Here is a 17,509-nt window from a genome sequence, read left to right as displayed (position 1 = left end):
GCTCCAACTCGCCGACAATAGGCAGTAGTTGGCCTGCTTTCGTCAAGGTCTTGACTTCTTTTCTCGGCCCTCCGTACTTTGCTCGCACTTCGACCGGCCGACCTCCCGGAGGCAGCATGGGTCCGCGCACCACACGCATCCGCGGGTCCCTGGGGTGTATGGCGGCCGCCGTCCTGCTCGGTACCTTCGTGCTCTTCGGCTGCGGGCCGCCTGGCAACGTTGTCACAGATCTCGGTGCCACCGGCGGGACACCCGTCGAGGGCGGCACCGTCACCATGGCGCTGCCGCCCGCCGCCACTCCCAACTGGATCTTCCCCATCGGCGCCCCCGGCTATCTGGCGTCCTACAACAGCGCCATCCAGAACCTGCTGTTCCTGCCGCTGTTCACCCCCGAGCGCAAGGGCGCGGCGCTGACCATGGAATCGCCCCGCGGCCTCGCGGAAATGCCCCGCTACCGCGACGGCAACAAAACCGTCACCATCTCCCTGAAAAAGGGCTATGAGTGGTCCGACGGAAAGCCTGTCACCACCCGCGATGTGAAGTTCTGGTTCGATCTGATCAAGCACAACAAGAAGGAATGGGCCGGCTATTCGCCCGGGCTGATGCCGGACGACGTCAAGACCTTCGAGATCGTCGACGACCGGACCTTCCGTCTCCGGCTGGACCGCGCCTACAACCCGGCCTGGTTCACCGCCAATGAACTCCAGGACTTCGGCGCCCTCCCCGTACACGCCTGGAACCCCGGTAACCAGAGCCCCGAGCGGGCCTTCGCCCGGCTGATGCGGCACGCCAGGCAATTCTCCCGGTTTGCCACAGACCCCCTGTGGCGGACCGTCAACGGGCCCTGGAAGGTGGAGAAATGGACGACCTCCGGACAGGTCTCCCTGATCCCCAACAAGCATTACCGCGGGCCTGACACACCCCATCTCGACCGGGTGGTCCTCAAGCCCTTCACCACCGCCGACTCCGCATTCAATGTGCTGCGCGCCGGCGGCGTCGACTACGGCTATATCCCGCCCTCGGTCATGGCACAGTCGGCGAAATTCCGGGAGAGGGGCTATCGGATCGATCCGTGGGAGGGCTGGGCGATCACCTATATCGTCCTCAACTTCCAGCACCCCACGGCCGGACCGCTGCTGCGCCAGGACTACCTGCGCCAGGCGCTCCAGCATCTGATCGACCAGAAGGCGCTCTCCCGGGTGGTCTGGCACGGCAGCGCCGCACCCACCCTCGGCCCGGTCCCCGCAGGTCTCCTCGACCGCGACCCATATCCGTACGACCCCCGGCGGGCGGGGGCGCTGCTCGCCGGGCACGGCTGGGCCGAGCGGGCCGGTGTGCTGCGCTGCGTACGGCCCGGGACCGGCGCGGGGGAGTGCGGTGCGGGCATCAAGGACGGCCAGGAGCTGCGGCTCGCGCTGCTCTCCCAGTCCGGCTCGACCGAGACCTCCAACACCATGCAGGTCATCAAGTCCGAATTCGGCAAGGCAGGCGTCACTCTCGACATCCGGCAGCAGCCGCTGAACACCGTCCTGGGCACCACCGTCCCCTGCAAACGGACCGAACCCCGCTGCGCGCAGTGGCAGCTCGGCTTCTTCGGCACCCAGGGCAGCTGGTACTTCCCGCCCGACCCCAGCGGAGAGAAGATCTTCGCGAGCAACGCGCCCTCGAACATGGGCAGTTGGTCCGATCCCCGCACCGACCGGCTGATCCGGGCCACCGAGTACTCCGACGACCCGGCCGCCCTGCGTGACTACGGCCGGGAGGTGGCCCGTCAGCTCCCGGTCCTGTGGACCCCCAACCCCGCCTACCAGGTCTCCGTCATCCGCAACGATCTGCGCGGCGTCGACCAGAACCCGACCCTGTCCCTGGCGCCGCAGAACTGGTACTTCGTGAAGAAGAGCGGGGCCGGCAGATGATCCGTTTCCTGGTCAAGCGCCTCGCCCAGGCCCTCGTCGTGCTGCTGCTGGTCTCCGTGATCGTCTTCGTCCTGCTGCATCTGCTCCCCGGGGGCCCGGCCCGCGCCATCCTCGGTGTGCAGGCCACCCCGGAGGCCGTCGACCACTTCAACCACCAGCAGGGGTACGACCGTTCCCTGCCCGAGCAGTACCTCGGGTACCTGGGACGGCTGCTCACCGGCGACCTCGGCGAGTCCTACAAGCTCAACCAGGGCGTTGCCGCACTGCTCGCCGAGCGGCTGCCCAAGACCGCACTGCTCGCCGGCCTCGCCCTGACGCTCGCCGCGCTGCTCGCCGTCCCGCTGGGCATCCTCCAGGCCGTACGTCGCGGCAAGACCGTCGACCACGTGCTGACCGGTGCGGCCTTCCTCGCCTACGCCACCCCGGTGTTCTTCCTCGGCCTGGTGCTCATCCTGGTCTTCAGCCAGGAGCTCCCCCTGCTGCCCGCCGAGGCACCACAGGCCGACACGGTGGGCGGCCTCCTCGCCGAACTGCCCGCCCTCGTCCTCCCCGTCGTGACCGCCGCGCTCGGCATCATCGCCGCCTTCAGCCGCTATATGCGCTCCGCCGTCCTCGACAACCTCGGGGAGGACTACGTACGCACCGCCCGCGCCAAGGGGCAGTCGCCCGCCCGCCTCATGACCAGACATGTGCTGCGCAACGCCCTCATCCCGCTGGCCACCCTCCTCGGCCTCTACCTCCCCACCCTCTTCAGCGGCACCCTCGTCGTCGAGTCGATGTTCAACTACCCAGGAATGGGGCTGCTGTTCTGGAACGCCGCCCAGAGCTCGGACTTCCCCGTCCTGCTCGGCGTCACCCTCGTCGTCGGCACCGCCACCGTCCTCGGTTCCCTGATCGCCGATATCGCCTATGCCGTCCTCGACCCGCGCATCAGGAGCGTGACGTGACGCCCACCGCCCTCGACGCCGCCGCCCGGACGGACACCACCCCGGCCGGCCCCGGCCCCGCCCGCCGCACCCTCGCCGTCTTCGCCCGCAACAAACTCGCCCTCACCGGCGCGCTGGTGCTGGTCGCCCTGTGTGCCTTCTGCTTCCTCGGGCCGCTGGTCCACCCCACCGACCAGATCCACACCGACCTCGCCCAGGCCGGCCGGGCCCCCGGCGCGGGCCATCCGCTGGGCACCACAGACCTGGGTTACGACGAGCTGGGCCGGATGATGTACGGCGGCCGGACCTCCCTCGAAGTCGGGCTGGCGGCAGGGCTGCTGGCCACCCTCTTCGGGACGGTCTACGGAGCCGTCGCGGGCTACTTCGGCGGCTGGGCGGACGCGGTGATGATGCGCGTCACCGATGCCGCACTCGCCATTCCGGCGCTCTTCCTGCTCGTCGTGGTGGCCGCGATCGTCACCCCCGGCAAGCCCCTCCTCATCCTGATCGTCGCCTCCGTCGCCTGGCTCTCCCCGGCCCGTCTCGTCCGCGGTGAGGCGCTGGCGCTGCGCAGCCGCGACTACATCCATGCGATGCGGCTGATGGGCGGCGGAGGCGGCCGTGCCGTCTTCCGGCACATCCTCCCCAACGCCCTCGGCACCGTCATCGTCAACGCCACCTTCCAGGTGGCCGACGCCATCCTCTACGTCGCCTATCTGTCCTTCCTGGGCCTTTCCCTCCCGCCGCCCGCCGCCGACTGGGGCTCCCTGCTCTCGGCCGGCCTCACCTACACCCAGGTCGGCCACTGGTGGCTGATCTTCCCGCCGGGCCTCGCGATCGTGCTGACCGTCGCCGCCTTCCACTGCGTCGGAGACGGTCTGCGGGACGCCTTCGACGTACGGCTGAAGAAGCCCTGACGCGCGTTTGCCGAAGAACCGACATGGCTTTCCCCGACGAACTGACGCGGCTTTCGCCGACGAACCGACCGCGGTTCCGGACGAACTGAAGCGAGGAACCACACCATGACCGACTCGCTCCTGAAGATCGACGCTCTGCAGGTGGAGATCGCCGGCCGCGGCCGCACCGTCCGGGCCCTCGACGGGATCGACCTCGACCTCGCCCCCGGCGAGGCGCTCGGCATCGTCGGCGAATCCGGCTGCGGGAAGACCATGACCGCGCTGTCCGTCCTCGGTCTGCTGCCGCCCGGCGGGAAGATCACCGGAGGCCGGATCCTGTTCGACGGCACCGATCTCGCCGCCGCCCCGGAACCCGTGCTGCGGAAGGTTCGCGGCCACACCGTCGGCATGGTCTTCCAGGACCCGCTGACCTCCCTCAACCCCACCCTCACCATCGGCGCCCAGGTCGCCGAACCTCTGCTGCTGCACACCCGGCTGACCAGGGCCGAGGCCTGGGCCAGGGCAGAGGAGACCCTGCGGCTGGTCGGTCTGCCACGACCGGCCGAACGGCTGAAGAGCTATCCGCACCAGCTCAGCGGTGGCATGCGGCAGCGCGTCGCGATCGCCATGGCCCTGGTGTGCGAGCCCCGGCTGCTGATCGCCGACGAACCGACCACCGCCCTCGACACCACCACCCAGCACCAGATCCTGGAACTCATCGACTCCCTGCGGGCCCGCCTCGGTATGGCGATGATCCTGGTCAGCCATGACCTCGGGGTGATCGCCCGCCGGGTCGACCGGGTCGCGGTGATGTACGGCGGCCGGATCGCCGAACGGGCCCCGGTCCGCCCGCTGTTCGCCACTCCACGGCACCGCTACACCCAGGCGCTGTTCGCCGCCCTCCCCGACCGCGCCACCGCCGCCGGCCGGCCGCCGGCCACCATCCCGGGCCTGCCGCCGTCCCTCACCACCCGCCCGGCCGGCTGCCGCTTCGCCCCCCGCTGCGGCTTCGCCACCGACCTCTGCCACACCGCCGAACCGGAGCTCACCGACGGCCTCGACGCCACCACACCCGCCGCCACCGCCCATGCCTTCGCCTGCTTCCACCCCACGGGACCGGCACCGGGCGCCGCCGCGGTCTCCGGCGTTGCCCCAGCCTCTGGCGTCGCGCCAGCCTCCGGTGTTGCCCCAGCCTCTGGCGTTGCCCCTAGCTCCGGCGTCACCCCAACCACCGGCGCCGCCCCTACCTCCAGCACCGCCCCGGCCGCCGAGCCGCGTCCGCCCGTCCCCGCCGAGCCGCGTCCGCCCGTCCCCGCCGAGCCGCGTCCGCCCGTCCCCGCCGAGCCGCGTCCGCCCGTCCCCGCCGAGCCGCGTCCGCCCGCCCCCGCCGAGCCGCGTCCGCCCGCCCCCGCCGCGCCCACGGTGCGCACGGACGAACCCCTCCTGCGGCTCGCCGATGTGACCAAGACCTACCCGCTGCACGGCGGCCCCTTCGCCCGCCGCAAAGGAGCCGCCGAGGTCAGTGCCGTGGCCGGGATCTCGCTCACCGTGCGGCGCGGTGAGACCTTCGGCATCGTGGGGGAGTCCGGCTGCGGCAAGTCCACCCTCGGCCGGTTGACCGTCGGCCTGGAGGCGCCCAGCGGTGGCGCCATCCACATCGCCGGACGCGATATCGCCACCCTGAACAAACGGGAGCTGCGCTTCCACCGGCGGGCCGTCCAGCTGATGTTCCAGGACTCCGCCGCGGCCATGGACCCGCGGATGCGGGCGGGCGCGGTACTGCGCGAACCGCTGGTCATCCAGGGCATCGGCGACCGCGCCGAGCAGCGGCGGCGGATCGCCGGGCTGCTGGACGACGTAGGGCTGCCGCGCGGCGCGGTGGACCGCTATCCGCACGAATTCTCCGGCGGCGAGCGCCAGCGCCTCGGCCTGGCCCGGGCCCTGGCGCCGGGCCCGTCCCTCGTCGTCGCCGACGAACCGGTCTCCGCGCTCGACGTCTCGGTCCAGGCGCAGATCCTCAACCTGATGCGCGCGCTGCAGCGCGAGAAGGGCATCGGCTATCTCTTCATCTCGCACGACCTGGCGGTGGTACGGCATCTCGCGGACTCCGTCGGCGTGATGTACCTCGGCAAGCTCGTCGAGACCGGCCCCGCCGAGCAGGTCTTCACCCGTCCCCTGCACCCGTACACCCGAGGTCTGCTGGACAGCGTCAACACGCCCGATCCGGACGCCGCCCCGCCCGGCACCCCGCTCGGCGGCGAAGCCCCCTCCGCGGCCGACCCGCCCTCCGGCTGCCGCTTCCGCACCCGCTGCCCGCTCGCGACGGCGCTGTGCGCGACCACCGAGCCGCCGCCCGCCGAGCCGGAGACGGCGGGCCACCGGGTGGCCTGCCACTTCCCGCTCACCGCGGCACCGCTCAGTGGCGGGTGAGCGCGGTCGGCCCGGACACGGTGCCGATGGCGATATGCGGATGCGCGGAGGGCCGCACCCAGGACAGGATCCGCGCCATCGCCCCGGCCGGTACGGACACACAGCCGGCCGTGGCGCCCTTCCCGTGGACATGGAGGAAGATCCCGGCGCCGCGGCCGCGCACCGGACGGTGGTAGTTGAAGCCGATGACCAGGGCCCGGCTGTACTGCGTCGGATAGCCGGCCAGCCGCTCGGACTCACCGGCCGCGCAGTCCGGGGGCAGCGGTTCCACCCAGCGGTTGTAGGAGGCGGAGGCGTTGTCCTCGCACCACCAGGAGGCGGCGCCGACCCTGCGGTAGGGGGTCGTGGTGCCGGGCGGCGCCGGCGCGGTCCCGAAGCCGAACGGCAGGTCGTACAGCCCGGTCGGGGTGGTCGCGGTGCCCTGCACCCGGCTGCCGCCCTCGGCCAGCCCGCCGGCGCCGAAGCGGGCCGGTGCCGAACCCACCTGCCGCCAGCGGCCGTTGTGCCGCTGCCACCACCGCACGGTCCCGGTGGTCGCGCCGGTGGTGCGCGCACGGGCGGTGAGGAGCTGGGTGCCGCCGCCGGTGTCGGCCATGGCGGCAGGGAGGGGGATGCGCGGGGCGGGGGAGACGGCGCGCGGTGTGGCCGCCGAGCCGGGGGCGGCGGGCGCACCCAGCGCCACCCCGACCGCTGACAGCAGCGCGACGATCCTGGCCCCGAGCCGGGTGCGGGCCGTCGCCGGATGCGTCGTCGTCCTCGTCCGCGTCATGGGCATGACCGCACGGTAGGGCGCGACCGGTGTGCCCGGCGCCGTCCGATCGGGTCATATACGCCGGGCCCGTCCCCCGCGCAACCCGTCCGCGGCAATCCGCCGTGCGCCGGGGCCATGGACGGGCGAAACTCGGGTACGGGGGCTCATGTGCCACTAGCCGTCTCATTCTGGAGGCCCGCAGTGCAGCGGCAACCGCATACGTGCAGTGAGCGCACGCTCGACCGTGACCCGCAGCCCACGCCGGAGCCGGGGGGCCCACCGCCGAACCCCGTCCCCGACCCGCTCCCCGGCCCGCCGGTCCCGCCCGCGCCACCGGAACCCATACCGCCGGAACCGTCGCCGATACCCCGTCCGCCCGGACCCGATCCCGATCCGGTCCCGGAGCCGTCCCCGGCTCCTTCGCCGCTCTCCTAGGAGCCACCCGGACTTTCGCCCGTATACCGCGGGTACCACGTCATACCGCGGGTACCACGTCCCCGCACCACCAAGGAGGTGCTGATCATGGCCATCGCCACGGTCAACCCGGCCACCGGCGAGACCCTGAAGACCTTCGACGCGCTCAACGCGGGCGAGATCGAAGATCATCTGGTCCGGGCGGAGCAGGCCTTCCAGGAGCACCGCACCACGAGCTTCGCCCGCCGCAGGGAACTGCTGCTCGCGGCCGCCGACCTGCTCGACGCCGACCAGGACGGCATCGCCCGCACCATGACCACCGAGATGGGCAAACCGCTGGCCCAGGCGCGCGCGGAGGCCGCGAAGTGCGCCAAGACCATGCGCTGGTACGCCACCCACGCCGAGGCGCTGCTCGCCGACGAGCACCCCGACCCCGCCGACGTCAGCGACTCCGGCGCGCGGCGCGCCGTGGTGCGCTACCGCCCCCTCGGCACCGTCCTCGCGGTGATGCCCTGGAACTTCCCGCTCTGGCAGGTCGTACGGTTCGCCGCGCCCGCCCTGATGGCGGGCAACACCGGGCTGCTCAAGCACGCCTCGAACGTCCCGCAGACCGCCCTCTACATCGAGGAACTCTTCCGCCGCGCCGGCTACCCCGAGGGCTGTTTCCAGACCCTGCTGATCGGCTCCGGCGCGGTCGAGGACATCCTGCGCGACCCGCGGGTCGCCGCCGCGACCCTGACCGGCAGTGAACCGGCCGGCCGCTCGGTGGCTTCCATCGCCGGCGACGAGGTCAAGAAGACCGTCCTCGAACTCGGCGGCAGCGACCCGTTCGTCGTGCTCCCCTCCGCCGACCTCGACAAGGCGGCCCGCGTCGGGGTCACCGCGCGCGTCCAGAACAACGGACAGTCGTGCATCGCGGCCAAGCGGTTCATCGTGCACGAGGACGTCTACGACGCCTTCGCCGAGCGGTTCACCGGCCGGATGACCGCGCTGACCGTCGGCGACCCGATGGACGAGAACACCGACATCGGGCCGCTCTCCAGCGAACAGGGCCGCTCCGACCTGGAGGAGCTCGTCGACGACGCGGTCCACAAGGGCGCCACCGCACTGTGCGGCGGACAGCGCCCACCGCAGCACCGCGCGGGCTGGTTCTACGAGCCGACGGTGCTGTCCGGCATCACCCCCGAGATGCGCATCCACTACGAGGAGGCGTTCGGACCGGTCGCCACGCTCTACCGCGTCGCCGACCTGGACGAGGCGGTGCGGGTCGCCAACGACACCCCGTTCGGGCTCAGTTCCAACGCCTGGACCCGGGACCCCGACGAACAGGACCGCCTCGCCCGCGACCTGCAGGCCGGCGGGGTCTTCTTCAACGGGATGACCGCCTCCCACCCGGGCCTCCCGTTCGGCGGCGCCAAGCGCTCTGGCTACGGACGGGAGCTCTCCGGCCACGGCATGCGGGAGTTCTGCAACATGACGACGCTGTGGTACGGGCCGGAGGACTGAGGACCGCGGCCCGGCACGGGAGTTGGCCCCGACGGGCGCGCGTGCCGGAGCGGTTTTCGCCGGGGCCGTGAGCGGGTACGTTCCGGTCAGGCCGAGTCGGCCAACGGCCAGGTTGGTCGGCTCGGCCCCTTGCGGACCGGGCGCCCGTGGACGACATCACCGGACCTGACGTCCGGCCTTCCCCAGCACCGACGTACGGCCAATTCCTCTGCCAGTACGGCAATTCAGTGCGCGAGATCCGTCGTGTCCGGTACCGCGAACTCACACCACAGCGCCTTGCCCGCGCCGCGTGGCTCGGCGCCCCACTCGTCGGCGAGGGCCTCGACCAGCATCAGCCCCCGGCCCGACGTGGCGGTCTCGCCGGGGCTGCGCCGCCGCGGCCACCGGCTGGAGCGGTCCTCGACCTCCAGCCGGATCCGGCGCGGGGTGCCGGGCAGCAGCTCCATGGAGACCAGGGCGCCGCTCTCGGTGTGCGTCAGCGCGTTGGCGATCAGCTCGGAGGCGGCGACCTCGATGTTGTGCATGACGGCGCCCGCCCGCCACTGGTCCAGGGTGCGGCGCACCGCGGAGCGGACCTCCGCGGTGCCCGACGGATCGGCCTGATGGACATGCAGCCGCAGCCGCGGTGTGGTGGCGCCCCCGGGACCGGGCAGCCGGTGCAGCAGAAGAAGGGCCATATCGTCCTCGGAACCGGGATCGGCCCACAGATGGTCCGAGAGGCGGTCGGCGAGCGCCTCCAGGTCCGTGGGCCCGGCGCGGACCGCCGCGGACAGCGCGTCGATGCCCGCGGAGATGTCCCGGCCGGGCTGTTCCACCAGGCCGTCGGTGCACAGCAGCAGCGTCGACCCCGGCTCCAGGAACAGCTGGGTCTCGGGGAAGTGGTCGTGCCCGAAGTGCGTGGCCAGGCCCAGCGGCAGCCCGCCGCGGACCTCGGGCCAGTCGATGTGCCGGGAGCTGTTGCTGATCAGCGGGCCGAGATGGCCGGCCCGTGCGAGGTGCAGCGCCCCGGATTCCAGGTCGGCCTGGATGTACGTGCACGTCGCGAAGCGCTCGGTGTCCAGCTCGGCCAGAAAACGGGAGGCCCGCACCAGCACGGTCTCCGGGGAGTGCCCCTCGCTGGCGTAGGCGCGCAGGGCGATGCGCAGCTGGCCCATCACGGCGGCCGCATGGGTGTCGTGGCCCTGCACATCGCCCACCACCAGCCCCGTCCGCCCCTGGGGCAGCGCGATCACGTCGTACCAGTCGCCGCCGATGTCCCGCCCGACGCTCGCCGGGTGGTAGCGCACGGTGACCGCGCCGCCCGTGAGGGGCGGAAGCCGGCGCGGCAGCATCGTCGCCTGCAGCCCCGTCGCGAACTCCCGCTCCTGATCGAAGAGGGTCGCCCGCTGCACCGACTGCGCGACGACACCGGCCAGCGCCAGCGCCAGGTTCCTGGCCTCCGGCGACTGCACCGCAGGCTCGGCGTTGAACAGCCCCAGCGCACCGATGACGGTGTCCTGCGCGACCAGCGGCAGAAAGGCCGCGCTGCCCGCCGGGAGCACATCGGTGTACGGGCGCAGCCGCGGATAGCGGGCGATCAGCTCGCCCCGGCTGCCGAGGAAGATGGGCCGCCGCGAACGCGCCGCGTCGGCCAGCGGCAGGGTGTCGTCCAGCCGGGAGGTCATCATGTCGTCGGGCACCTCGCCCTCCAGCCCGGCGGTGGCGATGACCTCGAACTGATCGTTCTCCACCAGCCCCAGGACCAGTCCGTCCGCACCGAACCGCCGGGCGCCGCCGGTCCCGGTGAGCACCCGGGTCACATCCTTGACGGACAGCGCACGGGCCAGTGCGGCGGTGGTCTGCTGCACCATCACGGTCTGCCGCTGCCGCTCCTGCTGGAGCGAGCGCAGCAGCGCGGAGTCCGCCAGCTCGCTGGTCGCCTCCCGGACGATGCCGATGATCCGGTACGGCTTTCCGTCCGCGTCGTGCAGAATCCGGCCCTGGGAGTGCGTCCAGCGCTGGGTCCCGTCGCGGCACTGGACCCGGAAGTACGCGCCGTAGGACGAGAGGCCGTCCTGCAGGGCCTGGGAGAGCGCCTCGTCGAGCCGCAGGCCCTCCTCCGGCGGCACCCGCGTGACCAGGGACATCGGTGCGCCGTCGTACTCCTCCGGGCGGAGGTCGAAGACCTCCATGGCACCGGGGTCCAGGTCCATGGAACCGCCGTCCAGGTCCCAGTCGAAGGTGCCCATCCGGTTGAGCGAGAGCCGCTCACGCAGCCCGATGGCCTCATGGTGCGACACCCCGGGGGCGTCCTCCGCGACGAGGCGCCACTCCTGGTCGGCCAGCGGGTCGTAGTCCTTGTCGGACGGTTCCAGGGACGGGCCGGTCATGACGTGCCGCACCTCGTGCCCCGGCCACGCGCAACGTGCGGCCCCGCTCCTCGCGGGCAGCGGCGCATCGGGACGGCGGCCGGCAACGCCACGCCGAGCACACCTCGCACCCTCGGTCGCGGGCCGTTGACCGGGGCCGATATCCACCGGAACGCGGCCATGCGAACACCCTAGGCGCGGGTCGCAGCCCCCGCATTTCCGGTGCCGCCGGACACCGAGGGGGGATTACGGAGGACGGGTGAGTGGGAGGGGACTCCGGCCACGGGCTGCCGGCCCCCGGGCTCCATCGCGGCGCCCCAGGACTTCCAGGCACCGGTTCAGCTCAATTCAGCTGATGAAGACCCACGGGGACACGCCGAAGACGACCAACGCATTCCTGTAGAAGGTGTACGTGCTCTGCGGAGGCCCGTCGCGCGGAATCGGATCTCCCATATCGGGAAGCTCTGGCGTCGTCATGTCGGGTGGCCCTTCCTGATGTGCGCGCGATACGCGGAAACCTCTTGGCGTGCCACCATGCCAGGAACGTACAAGAAGGCGTGCAGCGGCGGTTGGCAGTCTCAGAGCATGACGATCGAGCACACCCCCGTACGTTTCGACACCAAAATTGCCGTTCTGCTGCGTGAGGACCTGGAGTCCTGGCAGCGGCTGAATGTGACCGCGTTCCTGGTCAGCGGTCTCGGCTCGCAGCTCCCCGAAGTCATCGGCGAACCGTACGCCGACGCCGACGGCACCCTGTATCTGCCGATGTTCCGCCAGCCCGTCCTGGTCTTCGAAGGGACGAAGGAGACACTGACCGCCGCGCACGGCCGCGCCCTGTCCCGCTCGCTTCCCCGGTCGGTGTTCACCTCCGACCTCTTCGCCACCGGCAACGACCGCGACAACCGCGCGACGGTGCGTGCGGTGCCGAAGGACCAGTTGGATCTGGTGGGTCTCGCGGTGTACGGACCGCGCAACGCGGTCGACAAGGCACTCAAGGGCGCCCGTATGCACCCCTGACCACATGGGGGCAACGGCACCAGCTCGGTGCGCTACCGGCGTGCGGTGCTGGTGCCGGGCAGGCGCGGAGAGTCGAGCAACCACCTCGTGGTCAGCTCGTGGACGTCGGCACGACTGCGATCGCCGTGGTCGGCGAGCACGAACCGGTCGGCGATGTACAGCGAGAAGGTGATCAGGCAGCGTGCCTCGACGTCGTCCTCGTCGGCGCAGAAGGCACGGAACAGCGAACGCAGGTAGTCCATATGGCGGTTGTCGACGCGCCGGAGGCGTTCGGCGACCGCCGGATCGTGCCGGGCCCAGTCGCGGATCGCCAGGTCGGTCGTGATGGTGGCGTCGAGCCCGTCACCGGTGTCGACGATCGCGAACAGATGGCGCAGCCGGGCCTTCGCATCGCCGCCTTCCTGCTCGACGCGTGCTTCCACATCGTCGGTGATCTCGCGTTCCCAGCGGTCGAGCATCTCCTGGAGCAGGGCGCGCCGGTCGGAGAAGTATCCGTAGAAGCCGCCCTTGGAAACGCCCAGAGCCTTCGCCAGCGCCTCGATCTGGACGGCATCCGGGCCGCCTGCCGCGAGCGCACGCAGTCCTTCATCGATCCACTTGTGACGCGGGGTGCGGGCCACCGCCATGATCTGCTCCGTTCCGCTTCGACCACCCATCTATACGCCATCGTATAGATGGGTGCTAGGGTCTCATCTATACGGAGCCGTATAGATGAGGGGTGTGAGGGGTGTGAGGGGTGGTCATGACATCCCCCACGCCACGCCCATCCCCGTCCGAACAAGCCGAAGTTTGGAGGCACTGCATATGGTCCGCACGCTGGTCCCTATGGTGTTGGCGATTGTCCTCACGGCAATCGGCTTGTTGCACTTCATCTGGGCGTTCTCGTACTGGCCGATGAAGGATGCAATAACGTTCACCAAGACGATTGCCGGTACCTATGACGGCAAGATGCCGCCGGCGTCGATCACCTTTCTGGTAGGGCTGGCGCTGATCGGTGGCGCTGTGCTCACCCTCATGGTGAATGAGTCCCTCCCGGCAATCGGCCCGGAGTGGCTGCGCTTGGTGGGCATGTACGGCTTGATGGTGGTGCTGCTCGTCCGAGGCCTGGGCGGCTACTTCATGAACTCCGGAGCCGCCGTCGAATTCCAGCAGTTGAACACTGTGCTGTACTCGCCCTTGTGCGTGGTACTCGGCTCCCTGGGCGGCATTGTCGCGGTAGCCGCGAGCAGGCGTTAGCCTCAGGCTGACTGGATTACACCCCGCCGCCGGGGGCCCAGGATGAGGTGCCGTGGACCGTGTTCATGGACTGGACGACGCATCCCATGCGGTCGATGGCCGTGAGCACGGCACGGCGGGCCTGGGCGCTGTCGGCGGGCGGGAAAGCGACGCGAAGTTGGTGCCCGTAGGTCGTCTCATAAGTCAGTTCCCAGCCGGTCTCGGTAACGACGAAATGGTCTTGCCGGCTGCCGTCATGTTCATAAGAGCCGCGGTCCGCGGTGGGGGCGAGCGCATCGCGCAGGGTCCGCAGCCTTTCGGTGTAGGGGAGAGTCCCTCCGTCCAGTTGGATGTATATGTGGTCGCGTTCGACGGCTGCATCGAACCAGGGGGCGAGTTCCGGTTCATGGTGCAGGAGTTCAGAAGTGATGCGGCTACTGAGCCACCCTTCCAGGAATGCGGCGACCCCGCAGTCGAAGCGTTCGTACTCGTCGTCACGTGACCAGATCACCACCGGCCAGGATTCGGGCGGCCCAGCGGTCAGCCAGCACAAGTGCGTTCCGATGTCGGTCACCGCCCAGGCAAGTAGCCCGCCGGGTTCCGGGAAAAGAGGGTACGGATAGCGCTCGGGCTGGTCCTCCCGCAATGGACCGAAGTCCTCGAGGAGGTCCGCCTGCAGCCGGACGGGGTTGTCGTCACCGAAGGGCGTGCACAGGCACAGCGCGCCCCAGAAGTCGCCGCGTCCGTACGCCTCCACCACCCGCTTGAAGTCCTCCGGTAGCGGCGTGCCCAGCGCCCGCTCGGCGGCACCCCAGTCGCCAGATCCGTTCACCACTTCAGCCGGCGGCGGTACCCGTTCCATGATGCGGGCGAGCGGGCCATGTGAGTCGATCATGTGCCCACCTTAGAACCGGTCTATGACGGGCTGAGGCTGCCCGGATACTTGGGCGATACCGGCAGGCGGGCAGGCGGGGCTCAGTCGTATCGCGTCCGCGATGGGCTCGACGAGCAGCACGGGATCGGGGTTCGCGGCGAGCGTGCAGCGGGCCACGGCGCGTGCAGACAGTCGCCGTTCACGGTCTCAGGCAGTCGGCGAAGAAGACCCCTGTGACGAGGGTGAGTTCGGTCGGCGATCCTCGTGTTCGCCGCTGTGATGGCGATGCGGCCCGCCCTCAGGAAGCGTTCGGAGTTGCCGGACGCTGCTGTGCTTCGAGGGTGGTGAGCCACTGGGTGACGACGGTGTCGATGAACTCGTCGGTCGGGTGGCTGCGGTCGAGGAAGAGGCGGGCTAGGACCGGTCCGTAGAGCAGGGTGAACTCGGCGTCGTCGATCTGGATGCCCGAGGGCTCCAGCAGTTTGTTCAGGGCGGCGTGGCGGTCCTGGCCGATGCGCACCAGGGCCTGGGCGCTGTCGGCGTCGTGGTCGGCCTGGGCGGTGACGGCCAGTACTGCGGTGCGGATGGCCGGTTCGCTGATGCCGTCCCGCAGGCTCTTCAGCCAATCGGTGGCGACGGTGCGTACGTCGCTGCCCGGCGTGGGGTAGTTGCCGAGGTCGGGGCCTTCCAGGATCAGGTCGAAGAGCAGCGCGGCCCGATTGGGCCAGTGGCGGTAGAGGGTCTGGCGGGTGACATCGGCGCGCTCGGCCAGCAGTGCGTACGTCAGCCCGGTCGGTCCGACCCGGGGCAGCAGTTCACGGGCGACGGTCAGAACGCGGTTGCGGGTGCGCTGGACGCGCGGATTGCCCGGCGTCGGCTGGCGGCGGTGGAGGGGCTGCTGCGGCATGCACCCATCCTATCCATGAATCATACGGATCGTGTGATTTAGGTCATGGTCGGGCCATGGCTGATCCCTGGGCGGACTCGAATCATACGTGGTGTGTGATACAAAGAAATCACACGCGCTGGATGATTCATGGTTAGTGCGGTTCCGACTCCCTCAGGAAGTGCTTGATGTCCACTGCAATCACCTACTCCGAGTACGGCGGCCCCGAGGTCCTCACCCTGTCCCGGGTCGCCCTCCCCGAACCGGGCCCGGGCCAGGTCCGCATCCGTGTGCGGGCGACCGCCGTCAACCCGATCGACCTGCGGATTCGTGCCGGGATGATGCGGGGTGTCTTCCCGGTCGCCTTCCCGGCGGTCCCGGGCTGGGACGTGGCCGGTGTCGTCGACAAGGCCGGCGAGGGCGCCGCCGCCGCGGTCGGCGACGAGGTCTTCGGCGTCGCCTCGGCCGGCGGCTACAGCCAGTACGCAGTGCTCGACCGGCCCTTCGCCAAGCCCGCGGAGGTGTCGTTCGAGACCGCGGCCGCGATGATCACGGTCGGTGAGGCCGCCTGCCGGGGGATCGAGCACCTCGGTGTGCGGCCGGGGCAGACACTGCTCATCCACGGCGCCGGTGGCAGCGTGGGCGGCATCGCCGTGCAGGTGGCCGCCGCCCGCGGAATCACCGTGATCGGCACCACCGCTGAGCGGGACATCGAGCGCGTCAACGGCCTCGGTGCTGTGGCCGTGCCCTATGGCGAGGGCTGGGTGGAGCGGGTCATGGCCGTCGCCCCTTGTGGTGTGGACTGCGTGTTCGACACCTCAGGTGCCGGGGTGCTTGCCGACTCCGTCGCCCTGGCCGGTGACGCGGGCAAGGTCATCACCATCGCCGACCCGTCCTTCGCCGAGCACGGCGTGCGGTTCACCGGCATGGACCCGGACGACCGCTTCCCCGAGGCCCTGCCGCAGCTGGCCGGACTGATCGCCGCCGGCAAGCTCGACGTCCCCGTCGGGCACGTCTACCCGCTCGCCGAGGCCGCCCGGGCCCACGCCGACATCGAATCCCGCCGCAACCAGGGCAAGGTCGTCCTTCTGCCCTGACCCGGGTCCCGCCACCTCGCCCGAGCCCGTAGGCGAGGCGCATGCGGCGCCGCGGCCATCACGCCACCCCCCCCCACGGGCGACCGCCACTCACCAGCAACTACCGATAGGAAATGACATGAAGGCCGCTCAGATCACCGGCTTCGGCGCACCAGATGTCCTGCGGGTCAACGACGTTGACCGTCCCGCCCCCGGCGCGGGTGAGGTCCTGGTGTCGATCGAGGCATCAAGCGTCAACGGACTCGACACCATCGTTCGCGCAGGGGGCTTGCGCATCATGACCGGACGCCGGTTCCCGATAGGTGTGGGGCTGGATTTCGCCGGTGTCGTCGCCGCAACCGGCGCCGGCGTCCATCAGTACCAGGTCGGCGACCGGGTGTGGGGCACGGTGCAGCCGCTCAAGCGGCACACCGTCGGTGGCGCCGCGGAGTATGTCGTGGTCCCCGCGGACCGCATCGGGCCCGCACCGGCAGGCGTCTCGTCGGTGGAGGCGGCCTCCCTGGTTGTCGCGGGGACGACAGCGCTGATCGCACTGCGGGACACCCTGCACCTCACGAGCGGTGAACGCCTCCTGGTACGTGGCGCCGCCGGCGGAGTCGGCACGGCCGCCGTGCAACTCGCCCATGCGATGGGCGGACACGTCACCGCACTGGCCCGCGGCCGCCATGCCGAGCCGCTGCGGGAGCTGGGCGCTGACGAGGTCTTCGACTACGGCGCCACTACGGCGGATCAGATCGGGCCGTTCGACGTCATCTTGGACACGGCGGGCTCGCAACTGAACGGCTACCGGCATCGATTGACCCGTGAGGGCAGGATGGCCACCATCGCGCTGTCGGCCTCCTCCATGGCCGCGATCGCCGCGTCGAGCGTGCACGGCGGCCGCCGGATCCGCACGTTGAGCGCCAACCCCGACACCGCACTGCTGGGTGCCCTGGCCGGCCACGTGACGTCTGGTGGACTGCGGCCCGTCATCGACAGCGTGTATCCGCTGGCGGACATCGCCTCGGCCCATCAGGCATTCGAGCGGGGCGGAGTGGTGGGCAAGCAGGTCGTGGCTGTGTCCGGAGAGTAGCCCGACAGGCGTTGCCGTCCACGTCGCCGTGGCCTGGCCGGCCCGGCCCGGCCCGAGCGGGTGGCCGTGGCGCTCGTCGTCCCGCCGCCCTCCCACCTCGCGCAAGCGGATTCCTGCGAGGCCGCGGCGGATGAAAGGACCCCATAGTAGATACAATCGAA

14 protein-coding genes are annotated in these 17,509 nt (G+C 70.7%); 9 read left to right on the top strand and 5 right to left on the bottom strand.

Annotated features, from left to right (window positions below; genetic code table 11):
• Positions 1 to 116 precede the first annotated feature (116 nt).
• The 4 genes from STRNI_RS06575 (at position 117) to STRNI_RS06560 (ending at position 6,168) form a co-directional block, all read left to right on the top strand.
• Positions 117 to 1,916, top strand: a complete 1,800-nt coding sequence (locus tag STRNI_RS06575; protein ID WP_159484959.1) for a peptide ABC transporter substrate-binding protein — start codon at positions 117 to 119, stop codon at positions 1,914 to 1,916.
• The gene (locus STRNI_RS06570; RefSeq protein WP_159484957.1) at positions 1,913 to 2,863 is read left to right on the top strand and encodes an ABC transporter permease; all 951 of its coding nucleotides are present in this window, start codon (positions 1,913 to 1,915) and stop codon (positions 2,861 to 2,863) included. Before STRNI_RS06575 ends, STRNI_RS06570 begins: the two co-directional genes overlap by 4 nt.
• Entirely contained in the window at positions 2,860 to 3,759 is a 900-nt protein-coding gene (locus STRNI_RS06565; protein WP_159484955.1) for an ABC transporter permease, read from the top strand. Before STRNI_RS06570 ends, STRNI_RS06565 begins: the two co-directional genes overlap by 4 nt.
• A 105-nt stretch (positions 3,760 to 3,864) precedes the next feature.
• Positions 3,865 to 6,168, top strand: a complete 2,304-nt coding sequence (locus STRNI_RS06560; RefSeq protein WP_277410735.1) for a dipeptide ABC transporter ATP-binding protein — start codon at positions 3,865 to 3,867, stop codon at positions 6,166 to 6,168.
• On the opposite strand, the gene STRNI_RS06555 is transcribed toward STRNI_RS06560, so the two are convergent.
• Complete coding sequence (locus STRNI_RS06555) at positions 6,155 to 6,943, bottom strand: L,D-transpeptidase family protein (protein ID WP_277410734.1); 789 nt, start codon at positions 6,941 to 6,943, stop codon at positions 6,155 to 6,157. The two genes, STRNI_RS06560 and STRNI_RS06555, sit on opposite strands and share 14 nt — an antisense overlap.
• Positions 6,944 to 7,441: 498 nt before the next feature.
• On the opposite strand from STRNI_RS06555, the gene STRNI_RS06550 reads away from it, so the two are divergent.
• The gene (locus STRNI_RS06550; protein WP_026169426.1) at positions 7,442 to 8,839 is read left to right on the top strand and encodes an NADP-dependent succinic semialdehyde dehydrogenase; all 1,398 of its coding nucleotides are present in this window, start codon (positions 7,442 to 7,444) and stop codon (positions 8,837 to 8,839) included.
• 224 nt (positions 8,840 to 9,063) lie between these two features.
• Here STRNI_RS06550 and STRNI_RS06545 read toward each other — a convergent pair whose 3' ends face one another.
• The gene (locus tag STRNI_RS06545; RefSeq protein WP_159484951.1) at positions 9,064 to 11,208 is read right to left on the bottom strand and encodes a SpoIIE family protein phosphatase; all 2,145 of its coding nucleotides are present in this window, start codon (positions 11,206 to 11,208) and stop codon (positions 9,064 to 9,066) included.
• A 564-nt stretch (positions 11,209 to 11,772) separates the two neighbouring features.
• Between STRNI_RS06545 and STRNI_RS06540 the strand changes: the two genes are divergently transcribed.
• A complete protein-coding gene (locus STRNI_RS06540; RefSeq protein ID WP_277410733.1) occupies positions 11,773 to 12,204 on the top strand; it encodes a DUF2000 domain-containing protein in 432 nt (143 codons plus the stop codon).
• Positions 12,205 to 12,236: 32 nt separating this feature from the next.
• Here STRNI_RS06540 and STRNI_RS06535 read toward each other — a convergent pair whose 3' ends face one another.
• Complete coding sequence (locus STRNI_RS06535; RefSeq protein WP_277413203.1) at positions 12,237 to 12,830, bottom strand: TetR/AcrR family transcriptional regulator; 594 nt, start codon at positions 12,828 to 12,830, stop codon at positions 12,237 to 12,239.
• Positions 12,831 to 13,008: 178 nt separating this feature from the next.
• On the opposite strand from STRNI_RS06535, the gene STRNI_RS06530 reads away from it, so the two are divergent.
• Positions 13,009 to 13,440 (top strand): DUF3995 domain-containing protein, encoded by a 432-nt coding sequence (locus STRNI_RS06530; protein ID WP_277410732.1) that lies wholly within the window; start codon positions 13,009 to 13,011, stop codon positions 13,438 to 13,440.
• Between the two features lie 16 nt (positions 13,441 to 13,456).
• Here STRNI_RS06530 and STRNI_RS06525 read toward each other — a convergent pair whose 3' ends face one another.
• Both STRNI_RS06525 and STRNI_RS06520 read right to left on the bottom strand, forming a co-directional pair.
• The gene (locus STRNI_RS06525) at positions 13,457 to 14,314 is read right to left on the bottom strand and encodes an SMI1/KNR4 family protein (RefSeq protein WP_277410731.1); all 858 of its coding nucleotides are present in this window, start codon (positions 14,312 to 14,314) and stop codon (positions 13,457 to 13,459) included.
• Between the two features lie 277 nt (positions 14,315 to 14,591).
• A complete protein-coding gene (locus STRNI_RS06520; RefSeq protein ID WP_277410730.1) occupies positions 14,592 to 15,200 on the bottom strand; it encodes a TetR/AcrR family transcriptional regulator in 609 nt (202 codons plus the stop codon).
• A 167-nt stretch (positions 15,201 to 15,367) separates the two neighbouring features.
• On the opposite strand from STRNI_RS06520, the gene STRNI_RS06515 reads away from it, so the two are divergent.
• Positions 15,368 to 16,276: an NADP-dependent oxidoreductase gene (locus tag STRNI_RS06515; RefSeq protein WP_159484945.1), complete on the top strand. Its 909-nt coding sequence runs from the start codon at positions 15,368 to 15,370 to the stop codon at positions 16,274 to 16,276.
• 118 nt (positions 16,277 to 16,394) lie between these two features.
• Positions 16,395 to 17,348 carry an NAD(P)-dependent alcohol dehydrogenase gene (locus tag STRNI_RS06510; RefSeq protein ID WP_159484943.1) on the top strand — a complete coding sequence of 318 codons (954 nt, stop codon included), beginning with the start codon at positions 16,395 to 16,397 and terminating at the stop codon, positions 17,346 to 17,348.
• Positions 17,349 to 17,509 lie beyond the last annotated feature (161 nt).

It is taken from the genome of Streptomyces nigrescens (genome assembly GCF_027626975.1).
GTDB lineage: Bacteria > Actinomycetota > Actinomycetes > Streptomycetales > Streptomycetaceae > Streptomyces > Streptomyces nigrescens.
Note: the sequence above shows the minus strand (reverse complement) of the source record. Positions and strands in the feature narration are given on the sequence as shown.

Bases quoted from the DNA above. Each gene is read 5' to 3' on its own strand.
- STRNI_RS06575 (WP_159484959.1), top strand. From the start codon at position 117: ATGGGTCCGCGCACCACACGCATCCGCGGGTCCCTGGGGTGTATGGCG.
- STRNI_RS06570 (WP_159484957.1), top strand. From the start codon at position 1,913: ATGATCCGTTTCCTGGTCAAGCGCCTCGCCCAGGCCCTCGTCGTGCTG.
- STRNI_RS06560 (WP_277410735.1), top strand. From the start codon at position 3,865: ATGACCGACTCGCTCCTGAAGATCGACGCTCTGCAGGTGGAGATCGCC.
- STRNI_RS06555 (WP_277410734.1), bottom strand. From the start codon at position 6,943: ATGCCCATGACGCGGACGAGGACGACGACGCATCCGGCGACGGCCCGC.
- STRNI_RS06550 (WP_026169426.1), top strand. From the start codon at position 7,442: ATGGCCATCGCCACGGTCAACCCGGCCACCGGCGAGACCCTGAAGACC.
- STRNI_RS06545 (WP_159484951.1), bottom strand. From the start codon at position 11,208: ATGACCGGCCCGTCCCTGGAACCGTCCGACAAGGACTACGACCCGCTG.
- STRNI_RS06540 (WP_277410733.1), top strand. From the start codon at position 11,773: ATGACGATCGAGCACACCCCCGTACGTTTCGACACCAAAATTGCCGTT.
- STRNI_RS06535 (WP_277413203.1), bottom strand. From the start codon at position 12,830: ATGGCGGTGGCCCGCACCCCGCGTCACAAGTGGATCGATGAAGGACTG.
- STRNI_RS06530 (WP_277410732.1), top strand. From the start codon at position 13,009: ATGGTCCGCACGCTGGTCCCTATGGTGTTGGCGATTGTCCTCACGGCA.
- STRNI_RS06525 (WP_277410731.1), bottom strand. From the start codon at position 14,314: ATGATCGACTCACATGGCCCGCTCGCCCGCATCATGGAACGGGTACCG.
- STRNI_RS06520 (WP_277410730.1), bottom strand. From the start codon at position 15,200: ATGCCGCAGCAGCCCCTCCACCGCCGCCAGCCGACGCCGGGCAATCCG.
- STRNI_RS06515 (WP_159484945.1), top strand. From the start codon at position 15,368: ATGTCCACTGCAATCACCTACTCCGAGTACGGCGGCCCCGAGGTCCTC.
- STRNI_RS06510 (WP_159484943.1), top strand. From the start codon at position 16,395: ATGAAGGCCGCTCAGATCACCGGCTTCGGCGCACCAGATGTCCTGCGG.